Below are 23326 nucleotides of genomic sequence, written 5' to 3' on the forward strand. Positions count from 1 at the left end.
GAGTGCCAAGCTGAAGCACTTGCCTAGGTTTGGACGGTAGCTCCGTTATTAGCTTGATTCGATTAGAGTCACTGAGGCAAGAATTTTTCTTGCAAAGAAGGGTGGTACCACGAAGTCTTTCGTCCCTTCAGCACATAGCTGAAGTGTGGGCGAAAGACTTTTTTATTTATATATGTATTTCATAAAGGAGGTTTCTCAAAACAATGTCTTCAAAAACGGAAGAGAAAATGGCAACCGGTGCACAGCTTTTGTTACAAACGCTTAGAAAGGAAAAGGTAGAAGTTATTTTTGGCTATCCCGGAGGAGCTGTTTTACCGCTATATGATGCGCTTTATGATTTCGAAATTCCTCATATTTTGACGCGGCATGAGCAAGGTGCGATCCATGCAGCAGAAGGGTATGCAAGAATTACTGGAAAGCCAGGCGTTGTAATTGCTACAAGCGGACCAGGGGCGACAAATGTCATTACTGGTTTAGCGGATGCGATGATGGATTCTTTACCGCTTGTCGTATTTACTGGTCAAGTTGCAACAACGCTTATAGGGAGTGACGCCTTTCAAGAAGCGGATGTTATCGGACTTACGATGCCTGTCACAAAACATAATTATCAAGTGCGAAATGTATCAGATTTACCAAGAATTATAAAAGAGGCATTTCATATTGCTGCAACGGGTAGACCGGGTCCGGTCGTCATTGATCTTCCGAAAAATATGGTTGTAGAAACAGGAGAGCGATGTAGTGATGCTCAGATGGATTTACCTGGATATCATCCGAATTATCATCCGAATCAACTGCAAATGACAAAGCTAATGCAAGCAATTGAAACAGCAAAGAAACCACTAATTTTAGCGGGTGCTGGTGTACTTCATGCGAAAGCGGCAAATGAACTAACTGCATTTGCTCGTATATATCATCTTCCGGTTGTTCATACATTGCTTGGTCTTGGCGGATTTCCAGCAGATGATCCATTGTTTTTAGGAATGGGGGGCATGCACGGTTCTTATGCAGCAAATATGGCTTTGTATGAATGCGATTTGTTAATAAATATAGGGGCTCGTTTTGATGATCGCTTGACGGGAAATTTAACGTACTTTGCAAAGGAAGCAAAGGTAGCCCATATCGATATCGACCCTGCAGAAATTGGAAAGAACGTTGCAACAGAAATTCCAATTGTAGCAAGCGCTAAGCATGCTTTAGAAGCGTTATTAGCGTGTAAAGGAGAGAAACAAAATCATAATGAATGGCTACAACTTCTGCAAAAAAGAAAGAATCGTTATCCGTTTTGTTATAAAGACGATTCACAAATGTTAAAACCACAAGCTGCAATCGAAATGCTTTATGAAGTTACAAATGGAAATGCGATTATAACGACGGACGTTGGGCAGCATCAAATGTGGGCTGCACAATATTATAAATTAAAACAACCTAATAAGTGGATCACATCAGGAGGACTTGGAACGATGGGGTTTGGTTTGCCAGCTGCGATTGGGGCGCAAATTGCCGAGCCAAATGAACTCATTGTAGCAATTGTAGGTGATGCTGGCTTTCAAATGACATTACAAGAATTAAGTGTTTTAAAGGAACATTCCCTTCCTGTGAAAGTGCTTATTTTAAACAATGAAGCACTTGGGATGGTGCGGCAATGGCAAGATGAGTTTTATAATCAGCGTTATTCGCATTCGATAATTTCTTGCCAACCAGACTTTGTTAAGTTAGCCCATGCGTATGGAATAAAAGGAATTCGTATTGAACATCCATTAACAGCAAAAGAACAATTAAAAGAGGCGATGAAATTACAAGAACCGGTGCTAATTGATTGCCGCGTTTTACAATCTGAAAAAGTTATGCCTATGGTTGCCCCGGGCAAAGGTGTTCATCAAATGGAGGGGGTGGAATAGTGAAACGGATTGTGACAGCGACAGTTCGAAATCAAAGTGGGGTTTTAAATCGGATTACAGGTGTGATGGCGAGAAGACAATTTAATATTGAAAGTATTTCAGTAGGTCATACAGAATCATCCCATATTTCAAGAATGACATTTGTTGTTCATGTTGAAAATGTCCAGCAAGTCGAACAGCTTATTAAGCAGCTTCATAAACAAATTGATGTATTAAAAGTATCTGATATTACAGAAGAAGCAATGATTGCAAGAGAACTTGCACTCATTAAAGTGTCTACGTCAATTGCTTCTAGATCCGAATTGTATAGCTTAATTGAACCATTTCGTGCTGCTGTTATAGATGTTGGAAAGGATTCCATTGTCGTTCAAGTAACAGGAACGCAAGAAAAAGTAGAAGCGCTGATTGAATTATTACGTCCATACGGTTTAAAAGAAATTACAAGGACAGGAGTAACAGCTTTTACAAGAAGTATGAAAAAGCAAGATAAACAACAAGTAATGTTAATTAACTAATTTTTAAAATATAGGAGGAGAAAGAAAATGGCGAAAGTTTATTATGAAAAGGATGTAACAGTAAATGTATTAAAAGGAAAGAAAGTAGCGATTGTAGGATATGGGTCACAAGGTCATGCTCATGCACAAAATTTACGTGATAACGGTTTTGATGTTGTTGTAGGTCTTCGGCAAGGAAAGTCATGGGAAAAGGCGAAGGAAGATGGGTTTTCTGTATATAAGGTTGCTGAAGCTACAAAACTAGCAGATGTTGTAATGGTATTGCTTCCAGATGAACTACAGCCGGAAGTATATGAAGCAGAAATTGCACCGAATTTGCAAGAAGGAAATGCACTTGTGTTTGCTCATGGATTTAACGTTCATTTTAATCAAATTACACCGCCGGAAGATGTAGATGTATTCCTTGTAGCGCCAAAAGGACCGGGGCATCTTGTCCGCCGCACATTTGTAGAAGGTGCAGCCGTGCCAGCGTTATTTGCAGTTTATCAAGATGCAACAGGAACGGCTTATGAAAAAGCACTATCGTATGCAGATGGAATCGGAGCAACTCGCGCCGGTGTACTCCAAACAACATTTAAAGAAGAAACAGAAACAGATTTATTCGGAGAGCAAGCAGTACTTTGCGGAGGAGCAACGGCTCTTGTAAAAGCAGGTTTTGAAACGTTAGTAGAAGCAGGCTATCAACCAGAACTCGCCTATTTTGAATGTTTACATGAACTAAAGCTTATTGTCGATCTTATGTATGAAGGCGGATTAGAAAATATGCGCTATTCAGTTTCGGACACAGCGCAGTGGGGAGATTTTGTATCGGGGCCGCGTGTTGTAACAGAGCATACAAAGCAAGCGATGCAAGAAGTATTAAAAGATATTCAAGATGGAACATTTGCTAGAGGTTGGATTGCGGAACATAAAACAGGAAGACAAAAATTCCATGCGATTAATACAGCGGAGAATGCGCACCAAATTGAAGAAGTAGGTCGAAAACTACGTGAGATGATGCCATTTGTGAAGCCGAGAGTGAAAATGGAGGTTAAGTAATATGAAGCAAATTTTGTTCATGGATACGACGCTTCGTGATGGGGAGCAATCACCTGGAGTAAATTTAAATGAACAAGAAAAATTACAAATTGCACGGCAGTTAGAGAGGCTTGGAATTCATGTGATGGAGGCGGGCTTTGCGTCCGCTTCCGAAGGTGATTTTTGCTCAGTAAAACGGATTGCCGAAACAATTCAAAATGCTTCTGTTATGAGTTTAGCCCGTGCTAAGGAAAGTGATATTCGTACTGCATATGAAGCGTTAAAAGGAGGCGTTTCCCCTCGGTTACATGTCTTTCTGGCAACGAGTGATATTCATATGAAATATAAGCTCCGTATGTCAAAGGATGAAGTATTAAATACAATTTATCGCTCAGTAAAGCTTGGGAAATCATTATTTCCAGCAGTGCAGTTTTCTGCAGAAGATGCAACGCGAACAACCTCTTCTTTTTTAGCGGAAGCTGTAGAAGTTGCGATTCGCGCCGGCGCAGATGTCATTAACATTCCTGATACAGTAGGATATACCAATCCGGAAGAATATTATTCTCTTTTTCAATATTTGCAAGAACATGTTCAATCTTATGAGAAAGCTATTTTCTCTTGTCATTGTCACGATGATCTCGGCATGGCAGTAGCCAACTCACTAGCGGCAATTGAAGGCGGTGCCCTTCAAGTAGAAGGGACGATTAATGGTATTGGAGAACGTGCTGGTAATGCTGCTCTTGAAGAAATTGCAGTTGCACTTCATATTCGAAATGATTACTACGAGGCGTCATCTTCCATACAATTAAAAGAAATTAAAACGACGAGTACACTTGTAAGTCGATTAACAGGAATGGTTGTTCCAAAAAACAAAGCAATAGTTGGTGCCAATGCGTTTGCCCATGAATCTGGTATTCATCAAGATGGGGTTTTAAAAGAAGCATCTACTTACGAAATTATTTCACCTTCTCTAGTAGGAGAAGAGCGAAATCAATTTGTACTTGGGAAACATTCCGGACGCCACGCATTTACAGAGAAGATGAGAGAGTTAGGTTATGATTTTACAGAAGAAGAGAGGGACATAGCATTTCGTGCTTTTAAACGATTAGCGGATCGAAAGAAAGAAATTACAGAAGAAGATCTGCGAGCACTTGTATTAGGAGAAACTGCATTTGCTAAGCAGCAGTACGATATTAAACAGCTGCAGGTCCATTTTGTATCAAACAACATTCAAAGTGCAACTGTCTGTTTACAAGATACCAATGGCAATGAACTAGAGGATGCTGCAACTGGAGCTGGCAGCATTGAAGCCATTTATAATGCCATTCAAAGAATTCTTCATTTACGGTGTGAGCTTGCTGACTATCGGATTCAATCTATTACGCAAGGGCAAGATGCATTAGCCCATGTTCATGTTGAATTAAAAGAAGATGGACATCAAGTTTCAGGTTTTGGAGTAGCCCAAGATGTCCTGGAGGCTTCGGCCCGTGCTTACGTATATGCAGCAGGGAAATTAAAAGCATTACGATCACTTACAAAATCGTAAAGGAGTGCTTGAAGATGGAAAAACGAATCGTTTGTTTAGCCGGTGATGGAGTTGGGCCAGAAATTATGGCGAGTGCGAAGCAAGTGTTAGAGATGGTAGAAAGGTTATTCGGTCATAAATTTTATTTGCAAGAAGAATTGTTTGGAGGCGCAGCAATTGACGTATACGGCCAGCCTCTTCCTCCCCGCACATTAACGGCATGTTTAGCAAGTGATGCAGTATTACTAGGGGCAGTTGGAGGCCCGTATTGGGATCATAAAAAAGAACGTCCTGAACAAGGACTTCTTACACTGCGAAAAGGGTTAGGAGTTTTTGCAAACGTTCGCCCAGTTTCTGTAGAAGAAGCGACGGCGCACTTATCACCGCTAAAAACAGCCGAGCAAGTTGATTTTGTTGTCGTTCGTGAATTAACAGGCGGAATCTATTTTTCGTTTCCGAAAGAACGAACAGAAGAAATGGCAACAGATACACTTACTTATCACCGGCGTGAAGTAGAACGAATTGTTTCTTATGCATTTCAATTAGCGAAAAAGCGCCGGAAAAAAGTAACTTCTATTGATAAGGCAAATGTTTTAGAATCTAGTAAACTATGGCGACAAGTAACAGAAGAAGTAGCAGTACACCACCCCGAGGTCGAGTTAGAGCACTTATTAGTAGATGCTGCCGCAATGGAACTCATTCGCAATCCAAGCCGATTTGATGTAATCGTTACAGAAAATTTATTTGGTGATATTTTAAGTGATGAAGCATCTGTACTAGCCGGTTCATTAGGAATGTTACCGTCTGCAAGTCATGCGGAGAACGGTCCGTCTCTGTACGAACCAATTCATGGATCGGCGCCAGATATTGCTGGGAAAAATAAAGTAAATCCAATCGCTATGCTTCGCTCCGTTGCAATGATGCTTGGACAATCATTTGGGTTAAGAATAGAAGGAGAAGCAATTGAAGAAGCCATTTCTACAGTTCTTCGTTCTGGAAAATGTACAGCCGATTTGGGCGGGAATGAAACGACAACTTCGTTTACAAAGTGTGTATTACAAGCGCTGGAAGAGCAGGCGCTTGTGGGGAGATGGCGATAATGGGGAAGACACTATTCGATAAACTATGGGAACGACATGTTGTAGCAACAGATGACAATGGATTGGATTTATTATATATTGACCTTCATCTCGTTCATGAAGTAACGTCACCGCAAGCCTTTGAGGGCTTGCGGCTTGCAAAGAGAACGGTGCGACGACCGGATTTAACGTTTGCGACAATGGATCATAATGTGCCAACAAAGGATGTATGGAACGTTACAGATCATATCGCAAAACAACAGATGGATACGCTTCGTCATAATTGCGAGCAATTTCATGTACGATTAGCGGATATAGGAGATGAAGTGCAAGGGATTGTCCATGTGATTGGACCGGAACTTGGATTAACACAACCGGGAAAAACAATTGTGTGCGGTGATAGTCATACAGCGACACACGGAGCGTTTGGTGCTCTGGCGTTTGGGATTGGTACGAGTGAGGTTGAACATGTATTAGCGACCCAAACTTTATGGCAACGGAAGCCAAAAGCGATGGGAGTAGAATTAAAAGGAACATTGCCAAAAGGTGTATATGCAAAAGATATTATTCTACATTTACTCGCCATATACGGTGTTTCTGTTGGAACAGGACATGTGATAGAGTTCTATGGAGATACTGTACAAGAAATGACAATGGAAGAGCGAATGACACTTTGTAATATGGCGATTGAAGGAGGAGCAAAAGCAGGTATGATTGCTCCGGATGAAACGACGTTTGCGTATGTAAGAGGGCGCCAATATGCACCGAAAGAGTTTGAACAAGCAGTGGGAAAATGGCGTGAATTATATACGGATGAAGATGCGGTGTATGACACGGTCCTTACAGTCGATGTGACAAAATTGGCACCATATGTAACATGGGGGACTAATCCAGGAATGGGACTTCGCGTCGATGAAATGCTTCCGGCGGCAACTGATAAAAATGCTGAACGTGCCTATGCGTATATGGATCTTCAACCGGGTCAACGTGTAATGGATATTCCAATTCAACACGTGTTTATTGGTTCTTGTACAAATTCCCGTTTATCTGATTTAGAAATTGCTGCTGCGGTTGTGAAAGGGAAGAAAGTAAAAGAAGGAGTAAGGGCTCTTGTTGTCCCTGGATCAAAACAAGTGAGAGATGCAGCAATGAAAAAAGGATTGCACCTTATTTTTGAAGAAGCGGGATTTGAGTGGCGGGAACCTGGATGTTCGATGTGTCTTGGCATGAATCCAGATCAAGTGCCAGAAGGTGAACATTGCGCTTCTACTTCAAACCGTAATTTTGAAGGAAGACAAGGAAAGGGAGCGAGAACGCATCTCGTTAGCCCAGCTATGGCTGCAGCCGCTGCAGTTTACGGTCATTTTGTTGATGTGAGAAAGGAGAACTACGATGGAGCCATTTCGTATTCATAAAGGTACGACTGCAGTATTGATGCATGATAATATCGATACCGATCAAATTATTCCGAAGCAGTATTTAAAGCGGATTGAAAGAACCGGATTTGGAAAGTTTTTATTTGATGAATGGCGCTATTTAGATAATCGTCAAGAAAACCCTGACTTTCCATTGAACGCTTCTGAGCAAAATGGCGCTACAATTTTAATTACAGGAGAAAACTTCGGTTGCGGTTCTTCTCGAGAACATGCCCCGTGGGCTCTTGCGGATTATGGATTTCGCGTAATCATTGCAGGAAGTTTTGCAGATATTTTTTATATGAATTGTACGAAAAATGGAATACTTCCGATTGTAATGGAAAAGGAGATTCGTAAGCAACTTGCGGCTACTCAGCCGCAGACGATGATAGAAATAGATTTAGAGAATGAAGTAATAATAACTCCTAAGATGAGCTTTTCTTTTTCTATTGAACGCATGTGGAAAGAAAAATTGCTAAGTGGTTTAGATGATATTGGGGTTACACTTCAGTATGAGAATGCGATTACAGAATATGAGATAAAAATATGTGTGAATGGATAGAAATACAAAATAAATAACTAATTTTGTAAAAAAAATTAAATGAAAATGATTTACTTTCAATTTAATTGGTAGTATACTGACTTAAAACTAAGAGGAGAAAGGGAGTAATGAGAATGTTTACTTTCCAATCAGTCATTTTATTTACACAACATCATCATACATAAACCCTTGAACCTAGCGTGAAAAAACGTGTAGGTACAAGGGTTATTCCTGTTGTACCTACATTCTCCAAAGAGCTATGTAGGTATTTTTATCTACATAGCTCTTTTTTTCGTTTATAAGCGCTATGTTATGAATGTATGAGTATTGACGAAGATGAACTCGTAGCAAATCTGTCGGAATATTCCTAATTTTATCGTGTTACAAGGGATAGCTGAGTGTTGAGTTGGAGAAGTTCAAGAAGTTAAAAATGGACATATAAAAGAAGCATAATAGACATGTTATCATTGTAGATTTTTTGTATATATGTGCCGAGAAAGTAGGGGGGGGTAATGATGAAAAAATGGAAACGAGCCAATCCGAATGGAACAAGAGATTTTTTATTTCAAGAATGTACAATAATGGAAGAAATTGAACAAAGATTAAGACGAACATTTATCGATAGGGGATATGAAGAAATCCGGACACCTATGATTGAATTTTATGATGTATTTGCATTTCAAAATCGTCCTGTTGATGAGGAAAAAATGTATAAGTTTTTTGATTCTGAAGGACGTATCGTCGTTCTGAGACCAGATATGACAATTCCGTTAGCACGTGTAATTGGGACAAAAAAGATGAAAACACCATTTAAATTAACATATAGTGGAAATGTTTTTAGAGCAAATGAATCTTTAACGGGAAAATATAATGAAATTACACAAACTGGAATTGAAATTATAGGTATTGGTAATATACGTGCGGAAGTTGAGTGTATTGTAAGCACGATTGCAGCTTTACAATCAGCTGGTATTCAATCATTTAAAATTGAAATTGGCCAAGTGGAGCTCTATAAATCTATTGTGAAAAAATTATCTTTGCGAGAAGAAGATGAATATGCATTGCGAGAGTATATTGAAAGTAAAAACCTTGCTGCTTTGTCCCGCTTTTTACAAGAAAAGCAGTTAGATATGCAAGACGAAACAGTGCGATTATTACAAAAGTTGCCTCGTTTATTTGGAGGATTAGAAGTAGTTGAAGAGGCCGAAAAACTTGCTGTGAGTAAAGAAATGAAAAGAGCCATTACGAGAATAAAAAATATATATGAAAACATTGATCGTCTTGGTTATGGTCAATATATATCTATTGATTTGGGGATGATTCAACATCTTAATTATTATACCGGTGTAATCTTTCGAGGATATATATGTGATGTTGGAGAAGAGATTGTGAGCGGCGGGAGATATGATGAATTGATTGGGAATTTTGGTGAGTCTTTACCGGCTGTAGGCCTAGCGATTCAAGTAAATCAAATTGTACGTACTTTACAAGAACGTAAAGAAAATTCATACAAAAAACAAATAGATTCCCTCATATATTATTCGTTAGATATGATTTCAGAAGCAGAAAAATTACGTATTTTACTTGGGAAAGATGGTATAAAGGTAGAACTGTCCATGTTAGAAAATTTACAAGATACATTTCAATTTGCAAGAGCACATGATGTGAAAACTGTAATTGATGTATCAGGAGATACTTTAGTTGAATATGTTTGGCAAGGTAAATGGATCATGCAGAAAAAAGGAGAATCCTCATGCGTAGCATTCAAATTGCGTTAACGAAAGGGAGATTAGAAAAATATGCGATTTCGTTATTCGAACGAATCGGCATGGATTGCTCAGAGCTAAAGGATAAAGGAAGGAAGCTTGTATTTCAAAGTAAAAACTCACAAGTTTCATTCATTCTTGTAAAAGCAGTTGATGTCGTAACATATGTCGAGCATGGTATCGCGGATATTGGTGTTGTTGGGAAAGATATTTTGCTTGAATATGAAAACGATGTATATGAAATGATTGATTTAGGGGTAGGACGTTGTAGATTTTGCGTTGCTTCCGTTTCGTCGTATAGTCCAAACGGTTATAACAAAAAGAGGATTGCAACAAAGTATCCGAATATTACTTCTGCATATTTCCGTAAGAAGGGAGAAGATGTAGAGATTATTAAAATAGAAGGTTCTGTAGAGATTGCCCCTCTGTTAGGATTAGCAGATGCAATCGTTGATATTGTAGAAACGGGACAAACGTTGAAAGAAAATGGATTACTAGTGTTTGAAGAAATTTGTGACATTTCAGCACGTTTAATTGTAAACAAAGCATCTTTAAAAATGAAAAAAGACGAAATATTCAATATTATAAATAAAATGGAAGGTGTTCTAGTAGAAAAGAAATAATAGGAGGATAGATATGGGAATTATATATGAGGATTATTCAAATATTTTATGGAAGGTAAAACAACTAAGAGAACAGGCTAATACAATAGAAGAAAAAATACAACAAGATGTAAGGGAAATTGTCGTAAATGTAAAAGAAAAGAAAGATGATGCGCTATTTTCGTATACGAAGGCTTTTGACAAAGTAGAGTTGACCCAATTTCAAGTTTCGGAAGAAGAACTAGAGTTAGCTTATCAAAGTGTTGAACCAGCATTTTTAGCAGCATTGGAAGAAGCAAAGAAGAATATCATTTCCTATCACGAAAAGCAAAAAAGACAAGCTTTTATTGATACAGAGAAAGAAGGGATTATTCGCGGGCAGCTTGTTCGGCCATTGCAAACTGTTGGTGTATATGTACCAGGAGGAACGGCAGCGTATCCATCATCAGTGCTCATGAATGTCTTACCAGCAAAAATTGCGGGCGTCAATAAGATTGTCATGGTAACACCGCCGAATTGTGAAGGCGTAGATCCACATATTTTAGCTGCGGCAAAAGTTGCTGGAGTTGATGAGGTATATACAGTAGGGGGAGCACAAGCAATTGCTGCGTTAGCATACGGGACGGAATCGATTCCGTGTGTTGATAAGATTGTAGGACCAGGAAATATATATGTTGCATTAGCGAAGCGAGAAGTATTTGGTTCTGTTCATATCGATATGATTGCTGGTCCGTCTGAAATTGTTGTTATTTCTGATGAAACGGGAAATGCAGCGTATATTGCTGCTGATTTATTATCGCAAGCAGAACACGATGTACAGGCAACTGCTATTTGTATCACAACTAGTTTAGAATTAGCACAGAAAGTGAATAGAGAAATAGAAAAACAATTGATGAGCCTTCCGAGAAGCGAAATAGCTCGTGAATCCATTAATAGAAACGGAGCGATTCTTGTTGCAGATTCATTGGAACAAGCATTTCAGCTCTCAAATGAAATTGCTCCGGAACATCTAGAGTTACATGTAAAAGAACCGATGACCGCTCTTCCGTATATTCAACATGCAGGCTCTATCTTTTTAGGCCCGTATGCTCCGGAACCATTAGGTGATTATATGGCAGGTCCGAATCACGTGTTACCAACGAGTGGAACAGCAAGGTTTTTTTCTCCATTATCTGTTGATGATTTTGTGAAAAAATCGAGTTTTTTATTTTATACAAAAGAGGCTCTTGGAAGATTGCAACAACATATTGTCAATCTAGCAGAAAAAGAAGGATTACAAGCTCATGCAAGAGCAATTGAAATTCGCTTTGAAGGAGGGGAAAAGTAATGCGCGCTGCCAAACAAACGAGAAGTACGACGGAAACAAAAATTTCTGTAGCACTGCAATTAGATGATAATCAAGAAGTTTCAATTCAAACGGGAGTTGGTTTTTTTGATCATATGTTGACATTATTTGCAAGGCACGGCCGCTTCGGGTTGCAGATTGAAGCTGATGGCGATGTGTATATTGATGCTCATCATACGGTAGAAGATGTTGGCATTGTTCTTGGAAACTGTTTAAAAGAAGCGCTTGGTGATAAAGCAGGAATTAATCGTTACGGCACAGCCTATGTACCGATGGACGAAGCGTTAGGATTTGTTACTGTTGATATAAGTGGAAGGTCCTACCTCGTGTTTGACGGTGAATTTACAAATCCAAAATTGGGTGATTTTGACACGGAGCTAGCTGAAGAATTTTTTCGCGCGGTAGCTCATGCAGCAAACATAACTTTACATGCACGAGTTATATATGGAAGTAATACGCATCACAAAATTGAAGCACTTTTTAAAGCGTTTGGACGTGCACTACGTGATGCAACCGAAAAAAACGAAAAAATTATAGGGGTAAATTCCACGAAAGGACTGTTGTAATATGATTGCGATTGTAGATTATGGAATGGGCAACATTCGCAGCGTAGAGCAAGCGTTAAGACATATTGGAGCAGAGTATATTGTAACAGGTGAAGCAGAAGCATTTCTAAATAGCGACGGCGTTATTTTGCCGGGGGTTGGTGCGTTTCCAAGGGCGATGCGTTGTTTAGAAGAGAAAGGACTAATTTCTGTTTTGAAGCAAGTCGCGATTGCAGGAAAACCGCTATTTGGAATTTGTTTAGGGATGCAGCTATTATTTGAAGGAAGTGAAGAGATTGAAAGAACGAAAGGGTTAGGGCTGCTTCCAGGAACGGTAAAGAAACTAGATGTACCATATAAAATTCCTCATATGGGATGGAATAAGTTGGAGAAGAAAAAGGAACATCCTTTATGGAATAAAATAGAGGATGGTGCTTTCGTCTATTATGTTCATTCTTATTATGCACAATGTCCGAGTGACGTTGTAGTAGGTGCTAGTGATTATGGTGTTCCCGTACCGGGAATTGTTTCAAAAGGAAATGTATTTGGGGCTCAGTTCCATCCTGAAAAAAGTGGTGAAATAGGAATTCAAATATTACGAAATTTTAAGGAGGTTATAGAAACATGGAAATCTTCCCAGCTATTGATTTAAAAAATGGCCGCTGCGTTCGTTTGTATCAAGGACAATTTCAACAAGAAACAGTAATGAATGAAAACCCAGTTGCCCAAGCATTACTATTTGAACAACTTGGTGCACGTGTACTGCACATTGTCGATTTGGACGGAGCTGTTGCTGGTCGTTCAGAGAATTTGTCTGTCATTGAAGATATTTGCAAAGCAGTGCGAATTCCAGTGCAAGTAGGGGGCGGGATTCGCTTGGTTGCTGCAATTGAAACACTGTTATCAGTTGGAGTAATGAAAGTAATTCTTGGAACAGCAGCATTGTATGATCGTTCATTTGTAGAAGAGGCAGTTCGATTATATGGCGATAAAATTATTATAGGAATTGATGCGAAAAATGGCTATGTAGCAACGCGAGGATGGCTAGATGTGTCTGAAACGTCTTATATACAACTCGCAAAGGAAATGGAGAAAATAGGTGTACAGACGCTTATTTTTACTGATATTTCTAGAGATGGAACACTTGCAGGTCCAAATTTCGAACAATTACAAAAATTGCAAGATGAAGTATCGATTCAAATTGTTGCTTCCGGCGGTGTGAGTTTGCTTGCTGATGTTGAGAAGTTACAGGATATGAACTTATATGGCGTTATTATTGGGAAAGCATTATATGATAAAAAAGTTATGTTAGAAGAAGCATTGCAGGTGACAGGCATATGCTAACAAAGCGAATTATTCCATGTTTGGATGTGAAAAATGGTCGTGTTGTAAAAGGAATAAATTTTGCCTTGTTACAAGATGTTGGTGATCCTGTTGCAATTGCCGCAGTATACAATCAAGCAGGTGCAGATGAACTTGTGTTTTTAGATATTACAGCAACGTATGAAGAACGAAAAACAATGATTGATGTTGTAGAACGTACAGCAAATCAAGTATTTATTCCTCTAACCGTTGGAGGTGGAATCTCGTCTGTCCAAGATATGTATGCATTACTTCGAGCAGGTGCCGATAAAGTTTCATTAAATTCAGCGGCAGTACGAAGACCAGAATTAATACAAGAAGGAGCAGAGCAATTTGGTTCTCAATGTATAGTCGTTGCAATTGATGCAAGAAAGGTCGAAGAAAACAAGTGGAATGTATATGTAAATGGAGGCCGCAATGATACAGGAATAGATGTAATCGAATGGGCAAAACGCGTGGAAAGTTTAGGCGCCGGGGAATTACTTTTAACGAGTATGGATGCAGATGGGACGAAAGATGGCTATGATTTACTTTTAACAGAAACAGTTTCAAAAGCAGTTGGTATTCCGGTAATTGCTTCGGGTGGATGCGGGGCAATTGAACATATTGCAGAAGTTTTTCAGCAAACATCAGCAAATGCAGCGTTAGCGGCTTCTATTTTTCATTACGGCATGGCAACCATTCAAGAAACGAAGCAAAAGTTACAAGAAGCGCAAATTGAGGTGAGATTGTGAAGCCAGATTTTTCAAAAGGATTATTGCCAGCTATTGTGATAGAAGAAGGGACAAAAGAAGTGTTAATGCTAGCTTATATGAATGAAGAAGCGTATGAAAAAACATTAGACACAAAAATGACCTGGTTTTATTCTCGTTCACGAAGCGGTTTGTGGAATAAGGGAGAAACATCAGGACATTTCCAACGTGTGAAATCATTATATTTAGATTGCGATCAAGATTCTATTATGGTAGTTGTCCAGCAAGTAGGGGTAGCTTGCCATACAGGAGAAAAGTCATGTTTTCATAATAAGGTGTTATAGGGGGAAAAGGAAATGAGCGATGCGTTGCAACAGTTATATGAAACACTTCTACAGCGAAAAGAGAATCCTATTTCTGAGTCGTATACAAATTACTTATTTACAAAAGGTGAAGACAAAATATTAAAGAAATTAGGAGAAGAATGTACTGAAATTGTAATTGCAGTGAAAAATGATGAGAAAGACGAGCTTATAAAAGAAATTGCTGATTTTACGTATCATTGCTTAGTGTTACTAGTAGAAAAAAATGTCTCATTACAAGAGATAGTAGAAGAATTAAATAAACGCCAAGGACAATTGTCAAGAGTGGGCGAAAGAAAAGAAATTGATACATTATAGGAGGGGAGAAAGATGAGAGTAGATTATCACCTTCACTTAGAAGAAGGGCCGTATTCAATGCGGTGGTTATCACGCACAAATGAAGCGCTCGAGTATTTTGCACCGATTGAGGAAGAGAAACATTCAATGGAATGGATCTTAAAGATAGGGGAACGTTTGCAAAAGCGGGTAAAGGAAGGTGCGTTTTCACAGGAGTGGATTGATTTATACTTAGAGGAAGCAGTGCGCAAAGGAATACGGGAAGTTGGAATCGTTGACCACTTATATCGTTTTTCTGAAGCGAAAGAATACTATGAGCGCTATGTCGATATTAGTGATTCTGAACTTGGACATCTGCAAAAAGAATGGCTAGATCAAGTAAGAGTAGAGTCGATTGGAAACTTTACGAAAGCAATTGAAGATGCGAAAGAAAGATGGAAAAAACGAGGCGTGACATTACGCCTTGGGATAGAAGCAGATTATTTCATTGGCGGGGAAGAAGAACTGTCACAGTTATTAACGTTAGGGAATTGGGATTATGTGATTGGTTCTGTTCATTTTATTAATGGATGGGGATTTGATAATCCGGATACAGACAATTATTTTAGACAACACGATTTACGTATGTTATATCAGACATTTTTTCAAACGTTAGAAAAAGCAATACGTTCTGGCTTATTTGATATTGTTGCACATTTAGATAATATAAAAGTGTTTAATTATCGCTTAGATGAAAATGAACAATTACCGTATTATGAGAAAATTGCCCAGGCTTTAATCGAAACAAATACAGCTACGGAAGTGAATGCTGGTTTATATTATCGATACCCTGTAAGAGAAATGTGTCCAAGCCCTTTGTTTCTACAGCGCTTAGTACATTATGGTGTTCCGATTACAATTTCGTCAGATGCACATTTCCCGAATGATTTAGGAAGTTACGTAAAAGAAAATATAGAAACACTTCGTAATCATGGTGTAACGCACATTGCAACATTTGAAAAACGAATCCGAAACATGAAATCGATTGAATATGTAAAAGAGAATGCATTGTGATTTTCATTAGTAGGGGATTTACCCCTTACTGCCCGTTAATACGGGATGAAAACTGCTTTTTTTGTTTACACTAACGTTGAACAAAAAAGGAGGCTCTTCTTATGGCGAAACAACAATATAAAGATACTGGAAAGTTAACGAATCAGAGCAATGCTTTGCAAAAAGATCAATCAGAGCAAGCAATTATACAAGAACAAATTAGTGATACAGTAGCAGAAGGAACAATTGATGTGAAGCTAGGACAAGGAAAAGATGAATAAAGTGAGATTTCTATGAAAAGAGGCTGAATGTATTCAGCCTCTTTTCATGTTTTTATAAAGAACGGTGATAAAACAAAAAGAAAAACGAGTGCATATCATCTTTTGTTCCACATAACTGCAACGTAAATGTAGAACAATCAAAACGGATTTATATAGTTTAATCAAATTCCTTGTCTTTTTTCGACGGAATTTTTTACAATAATATTGAATGGGCATATTTTTATGTAAAAAAGAAAGGATGCTTAAACATGGCGAAAATTTTAATAGCAGGACAAATTCCAGAAATCGGACTACAGTTGTTACGAGGTCATGAAGTAGAAATGTATGATAAGGAAGAGTTAATTGGCACAGAAGAACTAGTGAAACGTGTGCAAGATAAGGACGCATTATTAAGCTTACTTTCAACAAAAGTTACGGAAGAAGTTATTGATGCTGCGCCGCAATTGAAAATTATTGCAAACTACGGTGCTGGATATGACAATATTGATTATAAATATGCAGTAGAAAAAGACATAGCGGTAACAAACACGCCAAAAGTTTCAACGGAGGCAACGGCAGAGCTTACGTTTGCAATTCTTTTAGCAGCAGCACGCCGTATTTCAGAAGGCGATACGCTATGTCGTACAGTTGGTTTTAATGGCTGGGCACCGCTCTTTTTCTTAGGGCGTGAAGTATATGGTAAAACAATCGGTATTATTGGTCTTGGAGAAATTGGAAAAGCGGTAGCGAAACGAGCAAAGGCATTTGGTATGAATATTGTGTATACAGGGCCAAGTCGTAAGTATGAGGCGGAGCAAGAATTAGAAGCAACATATGTAACGCTAGAAGAACTATTACAAACAGCAGATTTTATTACAATTAACTGTGCGTATAATCCAAAGTTGCATCATATGATTGATGAAGAACAGTTTAGAATGATGAAAAAAACTGCTTATATTATTAATGCGGCACGTGGTCCAATTATGAATGAAGAAGCACTTGCTCATGCTTTAGAGACAAAGGAAATTGAAGGAGCGGCACTTGATGTGTTCGAGTTCGAACCGGAAATTACAGAAAAATTAAAAGGATTAACAAACGTTGTGTTAACACCTCATATTGGAAATGCAACGATTGAAACACGTGATGCAATGGCAGAAATGGCAATGTGCAATATTTTAGAGGTGCTAGAAGGGAATGAACCATTAACTCCGGTGTATAAAAAAGAACTTGTGACGAAATAAAGTGAAACTTTAATCAGTGGGGGGTTCTTTCTCCCCCACTGATTATCAGCCCTCACCAATCGGGCTTTTACGGGCAGTTTATCTCCCACCTAACTTCTTTGCTTTTGCTGAGTTTTGAGGCGGGAGTATTACTGCCCGTTAATGCGGGATAAAAAAGAACCTTCCTATCAAGGAAGGCTTCGCTATTTTATTCTTTGTTTGCTCGTTTTTTTTGTGATGGTCGCTGTCTAAGAAATTGAGATAGCATATACAAAATATAAAGTGGAATAGCAATGAATAAAAACACTGAAATATTGCCGACACTCGTTTTATACATCGTATAAATGATTCCAACTAAAAAGAGTGTAACGATAATACTATATTTTGGAATCGGTACATCTTTCATACTTGGAATACGAATGCGACTAACCATAAGAAAAGCGAATGTTACGAATACTGTAATAAGTACGATTTTTGGAATCGTATGTGAAAATAAAGTAAGGAAGGCAACAAGACCACCTGCAGCTGTAATTGGTACACCAGTAAAATATTTCATTGATGTTGATGATGGTGTAACATTGAAGCGAGCTAATCTGTATGCTCCAAATAGAGGGAAAAGTCCTGCTATGTATAATCCGATAATACCGTAATTAGAGAAAGATGTGTAATACATCAATACAGCGGGTGCAGCACCAAATGTAACGACATCTGCTAATGAATCAAGTTCTTTTCCGAGCTGTGAATCGACGCGAAGTAAGCGTGCGATTCTTCCATCAAGGCTATCTAGCATCATTCCGATCAAAACTAAAATTGCCGCTGATTTGTAGTATCCTAATGAGGCGTAGCCGATGGATAGAAATCCACTATATAAATTTCCGAGCGTAAATAAGTTTGGAATGGCTGCTCTGTACAAAATCTGATCCCTTGCTTTCTATTATAGATTCTTGAATAGTTTATGAAAGTTTATCTTTTTTATCATAACATAAATTTCCTATAATCGTCGAAAAAATTCTTCGTTTTGAGAAAGATTTTAGCGTATTTTTTCTTTGTTTAATTCAAAACTATTATATATATTATTTTTAAAATATACAAGTCGCTGCTATGTAGAAAAAATAAGCCCCGCTACTCGCCTGCTCCCTCTGTTTTAAACCCCGCACGTGGCAGAAAAAGACCCTGACCGCTTCAATGTATGGCCAGATGCTTTCGTCCCTCCTAAAAAGAAAAGGGTTTTATGTTTGTATTTTAATTTAGATATATATCTAAATTAAAATAACCCTCGAATCGTTATCGTTCGAAGGTTATTTCCTTATTCAAATTTCGTTGTCATCGTACCAGTTTTATATTGATTATGTGGATCAAATCGTAACAAATCACCGTAAATGAGCTTATCAGAGTAATTCAACTCTGTTTTTGCCTTTTCGATATACGGTTGACAAATAGAAATATCAGTCGGTTCACCAGTTTTTTTGTTATAGCAGACATTTTTTGTATACACATAATCATTTGTGACGAAGCTTCCGTCACGCATAATCATAAGAGGATCATTATTTGAATCAAATAAATCTGTTCCAAATTCAATAGAATTGTTTGTTTTTATACCGAGTAAATGTAGAAGTGTTGGTTTCACATCAATTTGCCCAGAAACTTTTGAAATGACTTGTCCTTTTTGACCAGGTATGTGAATGATGAGTGGCACTCGTTGTAGCTGCATCGTATCAAAAGGAGTAAGTGCTTCTTTTCCTAAAAATTGGGCCATAGCTGCATTATGATTTTCAGAAATACCATAATGATCTCCGTAAATAATGATAATAGAATTATCGTATAACCCTTCTTCTTTTAATTGTTCAACAAAATGTTTTAATGCTTCATCTGTATAACGTACAGTTGGAAAATAACGATTTACAACGCCGCTTTCTGAATTGTATTCACCAATGAATTGATCTTCTGGTTGCAGCAAAAATGGAAAATGATTTGTTAATGTAATGAATTTCGTATAGAACGGTTGTGGTAAAGATTTTAATTTCGGAATAGATTGCTCGAAAAATTCTTTATCTTTTAATCCCCAACCAACAGACATTTGTTCTGCATTTGTATAGTCTTGCAAATTGAAATAGCGATCATATCCAAGTGTAGGATACATCAAATCACGGTTCCAAAATGATTTATCATTTGAATGAAATACAGCGGAGTAATATCCGTGTTTTTTTAGTTGTTCTGGTGTAGCTGTATATTCATTATTCGCATGTGTAAAGAAAGCAGAGCCGCGATCAAGCGGATATAAAGAGTTTTCAATAATAAATTCGGCGTCTGATGTTTTTCCTTGTCCGGTTTGATGATAAAAGTTATTGAAGTAATAGCTTTCTTTAATAAAGTTATTTAAAAATGGTGTAATTTCTTTTCCATCTATTTTTTGATTGATAACAAAATTTTGTGTAGATTCCATTGAAATTAAAATGACATTCTTTCCTTTTGCCACGCCGAACAAATCTTTATTTGCTTGTCTATCTTTTGTTTTCACATAGTTATCAATTTCAGAAAAAGCATCTCCACTTGCAAAGGCACGCTGAGCAGATGATTTCGATTGCAGCGCAATATCATAAATATGATATGTATATAAACCAAGATTTTTCACAACTGTTTGGCGATCAAATGAATGCGAAAAGAGTTGTGGTTTATAAATAACTGAGATAACCATTTGCAAGGCTAATATTGCTGTTACACCGCTAAAAAATGTTTGTTTTTCTTTTCGCGATAGAGAAGCTTTGTCACAAAAATTAGGGAATTTCCGTGATAATATGACTAAAATAATGGTATCTGCAAATAAAAGGAGTGTTTTATATGTAAATAATTCTTTTATACTCGTTCCTAAATCAGCCATGTTATTCGTTTGAAATAATACTGGGAATGTTACAAAATCATTGTAAAATCCGTAAAACATCGCGTTGCCAAATAAAATAAAAGATAACACTATACTAATGCTAATAATGATACGGTTTCGATGTTTTGCTGCTAATAAAGCGAAACCGAAAAATAATAATAATGAAGCTAACGGATTAAAGAACAACATTATTTGTTCGAAAGCGTTATTAATCTTCATATCAAAAGCTAATTTGTATACAATAAATGTTTTGATCCATAATAGAACGACTGCTAAGAGAGCGAATCGTACTTTCGGAAACAAGCGTTGCATCATATTTGGTTCCTCCTACTACCTATAAGTAACCGTCTTTTTTTATGTATATAACCGGTTACATCTCTCTATATTTTTTTACTATGTGTACTATTATATAAAAACATAGTGAATTTGTGGATGCTTTTCTCATAATTGGGTAGAAAAAGGGAAGATGGATAAAATAATGTCATCTTTGGAAATGTGGAGGAGTACTATGAGGAAAATAAGTTGTTTTATATTGAGTTGCTTCATTTTACTTGGAAACCCAGCTCCTTTTTTGGCTGAACATGAACCATTATTATTAGAAGATGCCCTTTATTCGGTGCTGTTTCCGAGAATAAATGAAGCGATTCAAAAGTATTATGGGAAGCAAAAGCCATATGAATGTCCGAAAATCATTAGTATGAAAAAAATGTACAGCGGTACATATTTGTTCCGTGCTTCTATTGAAATCATTAAATATGAGCCAGGAGTAGGAGGGAAAAAACTTCCGCCATTTGAAAAAGTAACAATCACGTTTGAAAATGATGAGGGGGAATGGTCCGTGAAGAATATAAATGTGAAGCGCTTACCAGATAATACAAAAATAAATTGTCGTAAACCAGTATGAAAAAGTATTTGACAAATAAATCAGTCATTTGCTATTGTTAATAGCAATAAAAAGATGCTTGAAAATTAAATAGACTTACCTCATCTACACTCAAAGGTAGAGGCCGCGATAATCAAGAGTAAGCTATAGGAAATATAGTGGGATTCATGATTATAGTCTGAAAGGGATTATCGCCGAAATATATGAATAGCCACTTTATTCATATATTGGGACTGCATTGAATAAATGTAGTACTGTCATAAGTTTTTGACTTATGGAGAGCTATTTGGAGATGTTTGATGCGGTTTCTTATTTGAGAAAATAACAACAAGTTTATTTTTTCATCATATATTCTTCCAATAAGAAACGCGTGTGAACATTGTTCCGCGCGTTTTTTGTTTACCTTATTTGGAATAATATGAACAACTAAGGGACGTCATATATACAAGTTAGAAACCTCCTTTCTTTTTAATGGATGTCAAGAGCACCTGGCCGTGTATAGAAACGATCAGAACCTTTTCTTACCACATGCAGTGTTTAAAACAAAAGGAGGAAGCAAGTAGCGATCGTGTTGTATGCTGCATAACAGTGACTTATCTGTCAAAAAATTAAAATGGATATATATATGGTTTTGAGAAAAAAAGGGAGGAATTCACATGTATTTACACGGCACAAGCCGCATTAATGAGCAAGGACATTTAGAAATTGGGGGATGCGATGCTACTGAACTTACAGCGACATATGGAACACCTCTTTATGTATATGATGAAGCAACAATTCGTGAGAAATGTCGTGCATTTCATCGTGCTTTTAGAGAGAGTGGGTTCTCTTATCAAGTAGCATATGCAAGCAAAGCGTTCTTGTGCATGGAAATGTGCCGACTAGCTGCAGAAGAAAATATGTCGCTTGATGTTGTGTCTAGCGGAGAGTTATATACGGCGCTGCAAGCAGGATTTCCGGCTGAACGTATCCATTTCCATGGCAATAATAAAACAGAAGAAGAGATAAGAATGGCGCTAGAAGCTAACATTGGGTGTTTCGTTGTAGATAATTTTTTGGAACTAGAAATATTGCATGATTTGGCAAAAGAATACGGAAAAGTTGTCAGTGTTCTACTTCGTGTGACTCCAGGAGTAGAAGCGCATACACATGAATATATTACAACAGGTCAAGATGATTCCAAGTTTGGTTTTGGTATTTCAACGGGGCATGCATTACAAGCAATGAAAAGTGCATTAGAAAAATCAAATTACCATGTGTTAGGAATTCATTCTCATATTGGATCGCAAATTTTTGAAACATCAGGATTTGTTCGTGCAATTGAAGTGCTTCACAAATTTTTAGAATTAGTGAGAAAAGAAACGGATTACGTAGCTCCCGTATTAAATGTAGGCGGTGGCTTTGGAATTCGTTATACGGAAGGAGATACCCCGCTTGCTCTTGGTGATTATGTGCAAGCTGTAACAGATGCAGTACGCGAGCAGTTTACAGCTTATGGATACCCACTTCCAGAAATTTGGGTAGAACCAGGTCGTAGTATTGTTGGTGATGCAGGAACAACTTTGTACACAGTGGGTGCAATTAAAGATATTCCAGGCATTCGCAAGTACGTATCGGTTGATGGGGGTATGACAGATAACCTTCGACCAGCACTTTACGGTGCTCGTTATGAAGCATTGCTAGCAAACCGAGCAAATGAATCTGCCGAAGAAGTGGTTTCCATTGCAGGGAAGTGTTGTGAAAGCGGCGATATACTCATTTGGGATGTCGCGCTCCCAAAAGTTGTTTCTTGTGATCTCTTGGCTATTTCTTGTACAGGGGCATATGGTTATTCCATGGCGAATAATTATAATCGTATTCGTCGACCAGCAGTTGTGTTTGTGAAAAGTGGAAAATCTCATGTTGTTGTTGAGAGAGAATCGTATGAGAATATTATCGGGAACGATCGCATACGTATAAAGGAATTTGTATAAAATGAAACTTCTATCAATGGGGACTTCATCCCGCTACTGATGGTTAGCCCAAGAAGGAGTTTTTTAGGTGAATAACTCCTTCTTCTTAAAAAAAATAAATTTTATCGGAAAACTAGGAT

General features: G+C 37.8%; 23 protein-coding genes, 1 riboswitch and 1 other annotated feature (1 of these 25 cut by a window edge). Of the genes, 21 read left to right on the plus strand and 2 right to left on the minus strand.

What is annotated here, in order from left to right; genetic code table 11:
• Nucleotides 1–130 (plus strand) — a binding site (T-box leader) (it extends 98 nt beyond the left edge of the window).
• A 73-nt stretch (nucleotides 131–203) separates the two neighbouring features.
• The 19 genes from ilvB (at nucleotide 204) to BM211_RS03505 (ending at nucleotide 17494) form a co-directional block, all read left to right on the plus strand.
• Nucleotides 204–1898 carry an acetolactate synthase large subunit gene (ilvB, locus tag BM211_RS03415; RefSeq protein ID WP_090995100.1) on the plus strand — a complete coding sequence of 565 codons (1695 nt, stop codon included), beginning with the start codon at nucleotides 204–206 and terminating at the stop codon, nucleotides 1896–1898.
• Nucleotides 1898–2413: an acetolactate synthase small subunit gene (ilvN, locus tag BM211_RS03420; protein ID WP_090995103.1), complete on the plus strand. Its 516-nt coding sequence runs from the start codon at nucleotides 1898–1900 to the stop codon at nucleotides 2411–2413. Before ilvB ends, ilvN begins: the two co-directional genes overlap by 1 nt.
• A 27-nt stretch (nucleotides 2414–2440) precedes the next feature.
• Nucleotides 2441–3451 carry a ketol-acid reductoisomerase gene (gene ilvC, locus BM211_RS03425; protein ID WP_035435305.1) on the plus strand — a complete coding sequence of 337 codons (1011 nt, stop codon included), beginning with the start codon at nucleotides 2441–2443 and terminating at the stop codon, nucleotides 3449–3451.
• A 1-nt stretch (nucleotide 3452) separates the two neighbouring features.
• On the plus strand, nucleotides 3453–4976 hold the full coding sequence (locus BM211_RS03430; protein WP_090995106.1) for a 2-isopropylmalate synthase: 1524 nt from the start codon (nucleotides 3453–3455) through the stop codon (nucleotides 4974–4976).
• Nucleotides 4977–4990: 14 nt separating this feature from the next.
• Nucleotides 4991–6055 (plus strand): 3-isopropylmalate dehydrogenase, encoded by a 1065-nt coding sequence (leuB, locus tag BM211_RS03435; protein ID WP_035435301.1) that lies wholly within the window; start codon nucleotides 4991–4993, stop codon nucleotides 6053–6055.
• Nucleotides 6055–7449: a 3-isopropylmalate dehydratase large subunit gene (gene leuC / locus BM211_RS03440; protein WP_035435299.1), complete on the plus strand. Its 1395-nt coding sequence runs from the start codon at nucleotides 6055–6057 to the stop codon at nucleotides 7447–7449. Before leuB ends, leuC begins: the two co-directional genes overlap by 1 nt.
• On the plus strand, nucleotides 7427–8011 hold the full coding sequence (gene leuD, locus BM211_RS03445) for a 3-isopropylmalate dehydratase small subunit (RefSeq protein WP_035435297.1): 585 nt from the start codon (nucleotides 7427–7429) through the stop codon (nucleotides 8009–8011). The genes leuC and leuD overlap by 23 nt, the downstream gene beginning before the upstream one ends.
• A 494-nt stretch (nucleotides 8012–8505) precedes the next feature.
• Nucleotides 8506–9768 (plus strand): ATP phosphoribosyltransferase regulatory subunit, encoded by a 1263-nt coding sequence (hisZ, locus tag BM211_RS03450; protein WP_090995109.1) that lies wholly within the window; start codon nucleotides 8506–8508, stop codon nucleotides 9766–9768.
• Nucleotides 9744–10379 (plus strand): ATP phosphoribosyltransferase, encoded by a 636-nt coding sequence (gene hisG, locus BM211_RS03455; RefSeq protein ID WP_035435293.1) that lies wholly within the window; start codon nucleotides 9744–9746, stop codon nucleotides 10377–10379. The genes hisZ and hisG overlap by 25 nt, the downstream gene beginning before the upstream one ends.
• A gap of 13 nt (nucleotides 10380–10392) precedes the next feature.
• Nucleotides 10393–11685, plus strand: a complete 1293-nt coding sequence (gene hisD, locus BM211_RS03460; RefSeq protein ID WP_090995112.1) for a histidinol dehydrogenase — start codon at nucleotides 10393–10395, stop codon at nucleotides 11683–11685.
• Nucleotides 11685–12269 carry an imidazoleglycerol-phosphate dehydratase HisB gene (gene hisB / locus BM211_RS03465; protein WP_035435289.1) on the plus strand — a complete coding sequence of 195 codons (585 nt, stop codon included), beginning with the start codon at nucleotides 11685–11687 and terminating at the stop codon, nucleotides 12267–12269. Before hisD ends, hisB begins: the two co-directional genes overlap by 1 nt.
• A gap of 1 nt (nucleotide 12270) precedes the next feature.
• Nucleotides 12271–12900: an imidazole glycerol phosphate synthase subunit HisH gene (gene hisH, locus BM211_RS03470; RefSeq protein ID WP_090995115.1), complete on the plus strand. Its 630-nt coding sequence runs from the start codon at nucleotides 12271–12273 to the stop codon at nucleotides 12898–12900.
• Nucleotides 12873–13592, plus strand: coding sequence for a 1-(5-phosphoribosyl)-5-[(5-phosphoribosylamino)methylideneamino]imidazole-4-carboxamide isomerase (hisA, locus tag BM211_RS03475; RefSeq protein WP_090995118.1), 720 nt, complete (start codon nucleotides 12873–12875; stop codon nucleotides 13590–13592). Before hisH ends, hisA begins: the two co-directional genes overlap by 28 nt.
• Nucleotides 13586–14344, plus strand: coding sequence for an imidazole glycerol phosphate synthase subunit HisF (gene hisF / locus BM211_RS03480; protein WP_090995121.1), 759 nt, complete (start codon nucleotides 13586–13588; stop codon nucleotides 14342–14344). Before hisA ends, hisF begins: the two co-directional genes overlap by 7 nt.
• Nucleotides 14341–14646 carry a phosphoribosyl-AMP cyclohydrolase gene (gene hisI / locus BM211_RS03485; RefSeq protein ID WP_090995123.1) on the plus strand — a complete coding sequence of 102 codons (306 nt, stop codon included), beginning with the start codon at nucleotides 14341–14343 and terminating at the stop codon, nucleotides 14644–14646. The genes hisF and hisI overlap by 4 nt, the downstream gene beginning before the upstream one ends.
• Nucleotides 14647–14658: 12 nt before the next feature.
• Nucleotides 14659–14982 carry a phosphoribosyl-ATP diphosphatase gene (gene hisE, locus BM211_RS03490; RefSeq protein ID WP_090995125.1) on the plus strand — a complete coding sequence of 108 codons (324 nt, stop codon included), beginning with the start codon at nucleotides 14659–14661 and terminating at the stop codon, nucleotides 14980–14982.
• 12 nt (nucleotides 14983–14994) lie between these two features.
• Nucleotides 14995–16014, plus strand: coding sequence for a histidinol phosphate phosphatase domain-containing protein (locus tag BM211_RS03495; protein ID WP_035435273.1), 1020 nt, complete (start codon nucleotides 14995–14997; stop codon nucleotides 16012–16014).
• Between the two features lie 101 nt (nucleotides 16015–16115).
• Nucleotides 16116–16274 carry a DUF4025 domain-containing protein gene (locus BM211_RS03500; RefSeq protein WP_081904929.1) on the plus strand — a complete coding sequence of 53 codons (159 nt, stop codon included), beginning with the start codon at nucleotides 16116–16118 and terminating at the stop codon, nucleotides 16272–16274.
• Nucleotides 16275–16522: 248 nt separating this feature from the next.
• Nucleotides 16523–17494, plus strand: a complete 972-nt coding sequence (locus BM211_RS03505) for an NAD(P)-dependent oxidoreductase (RefSeq protein WP_090995127.1) — start codon at nucleotides 16523–16525, stop codon at nucleotides 17492–17494.
• Nucleotides 17495–17681: 187 nt separating this feature from the next.
• Here the strand turns inward: BM211_RS03505 and pssA are convergent, their stop codons facing one another.
• Nucleotides 17682–18386 carry a CDP-diacylglycerol--serine O-phosphatidyltransferase gene (gene pssA / locus BM211_RS03510; RefSeq protein WP_035435268.1) on the minus strand — a complete coding sequence of 235 codons (705 nt, stop codon included), beginning with the start codon at nucleotides 18384–18386 and terminating at the stop codon, nucleotides 17682–17684.
• Nucleotides 18387–18779: 393 nt separating this feature from the next.
• Nucleotides 18780–20666 carry an LTA synthase family protein gene (locus BM211_RS03515; protein WP_090995129.1) on the minus strand — a complete coding sequence of 629 codons (1887 nt, stop codon included), beginning with the start codon at nucleotides 20664–20666 and terminating at the stop codon, nucleotides 18780–18782.
• A 193-nt stretch (nucleotides 20667–20859) separates the two neighbouring features.
• On the opposite strand from BM211_RS03515, the gene BM211_RS03520 reads away from it, so the two are divergent.
• A complete protein-coding gene (locus BM211_RS03520; RefSeq protein WP_090995132.1) occupies nucleotides 20860–21255 on the plus strand; it encodes a DUF3888 domain-containing protein in 396 nt (131 codons plus the stop codon).
• Nucleotides 21256–21344: 89 nt separating this feature from the next.
• Nucleotides 21345–21527: riboswitch (Lysine riboswitch) on the plus strand.
• A 363-nt stretch (nucleotides 21528–21890) separates the two neighbouring features.
• Nucleotides 21891–23207, plus strand: coding sequence for a diaminopimelate decarboxylase (lysA, locus tag BM211_RS03525; protein WP_090995133.1), 1317 nt, complete (start codon nucleotides 21891–21893; stop codon nucleotides 23205–23207).
• The last annotated feature ends 119 nt before the right edge of the window (nucleotides 23208–23326 follow it).

The sequence above is a fragment of the Bacillus sp. 491mf genome, assembly GCF_900112415.1.
In the GTDB taxonomy this organism is placed as follows: Bacteria; Bacillota; Bacilli; order Bacillales; family Bacillaceae_G; genus Bacillus_A.

What these genes read in the sequence shown, in the direction of transcription:
- hisB (WP_035435289.1), top strand. Translation starts at nt 11,685, where the DNA reads ATGCGCGCTGCCAAACAAACGAGAAGTACGACGGAAACAAAAATTTCT.
- ilvC (WP_035435305.1), top strand. Translation starts at nt 2,441, where the DNA reads ATGGCGAAAGTTTATTATGAAAAGGATGTAACAGTAAATGTATTAAAA.
- hisA (WP_090995118.1), top strand. Translation starts at nt 12,873, where the DNA reads ATGGAAATCTTCCCAGCTATTGATTTAAAAAATGGCCGCTGCGTTCGT.
- BM211_RS03520 (WP_090995132.1), top strand. Translation starts at nt 20,860, where the DNA reads ATGAGGAAAATAAGTTGTTTTATATTGAGTTGCTTCATTTTACTTGGA.
- hisE (WP_090995125.1), top strand. Translation starts at nt 14,659, where the DNA reads ATGAGCGATGCGTTGCAACAGTTATATGAAACACTTCTACAGCGAAAA.
- BM211_RS03430 (WP_090995106.1), top strand. Translation starts at nt 3,453, where the DNA reads ATGAAGCAAATTTTGTTCATGGATACGACGCTTCGTGATGGGGAGCAA.
- BM211_RS03495 (WP_035435273.1), top strand. Translation starts at nt 14,995, where the DNA reads ATGAGAGTAGATTATCACCTTCACTTAGAAGAAGGGCCGTATTCAATG.
- hisZ (WP_090995109.1), top strand. Translation starts at nt 8,506, where the DNA reads ATGAAAAAATGGAAACGAGCCAATCCGAATGGAACAAGAGATTTTTTA.
- hisG (WP_035435293.1), top strand. Translation starts at nt 9,744, where the DNA reads ATGCGTAGCATTCAAATTGCGTTAACGAAAGGGAGATTAGAAAAATAT.
- hisH (WP_090995115.1), top strand. Translation starts at nt 12,271, where the DNA reads ATGATTGCGATTGTAGATTATGGAATGGGCAACATTCGCAGCGTAGAG.
- BM211_RS03515 (WP_090995129.1), bottom strand. Translation starts at nt 20,666, where the DNA reads ATGATGCAACGCTTGTTTCCGAAAGTACGATTCGCTCTCTTAGCAGTC.
- hisF (WP_090995121.1), top strand. Translation starts at nt 13,586, where the DNA reads ATGCTAACAAAGCGAATTATTCCATGTTTGGATGTGAAAAATGGTCGT.
- leuC (WP_035435299.1), top strand. Translation starts at nt 6,055, where the DNA reads ATGGGGAAGACACTATTCGATAAACTATGGGAACGACATGTTGTAGCA.
- leuD (WP_035435297.1), top strand. Translation starts at nt 7,427, where the DNA reads ATGGAGCCATTTCGTATTCATAAAGGTACGACTGCAGTATTGATGCAT.
- leuB (WP_035435301.1), top strand. Translation starts at nt 4,991, where the DNA reads ATGGAAAAACGAATCGTTTGTTTAGCCGGTGATGGAGTTGGGCCAGAA.
- ilvB (WP_090995100.1), top strand. Translation starts at nt 204, where the DNA reads ATGTCTTCAAAAACGGAAGAGAAAATGGCAACCGGTGCACAGCTTTTG.
- lysA (WP_090995133.1), top strand. Translation starts at nt 21,891, where the DNA reads ATGTATTTACACGGCACAAGCCGCATTAATGAGCAAGGACATTTAGAA.
- hisD (WP_090995112.1), top strand. Translation starts at nt 10,393, where the DNA reads ATGGGAATTATATATGAGGATTATTCAAATATTTTATGGAAGGTAAAA.
- BM211_RS03500 (WP_081904929.1), top strand. Translation starts at nt 16,116, where the DNA reads ATGGCGAAACAACAATATAAAGATACTGGAAAGTTAACGAATCAGAGC.
- BM211_RS03505 (WP_090995127.1), top strand. Translation starts at nt 16,523, where the DNA reads ATGGCGAAAATTTTAATAGCAGGACAAATTCCAGAAATCGGACTACAG.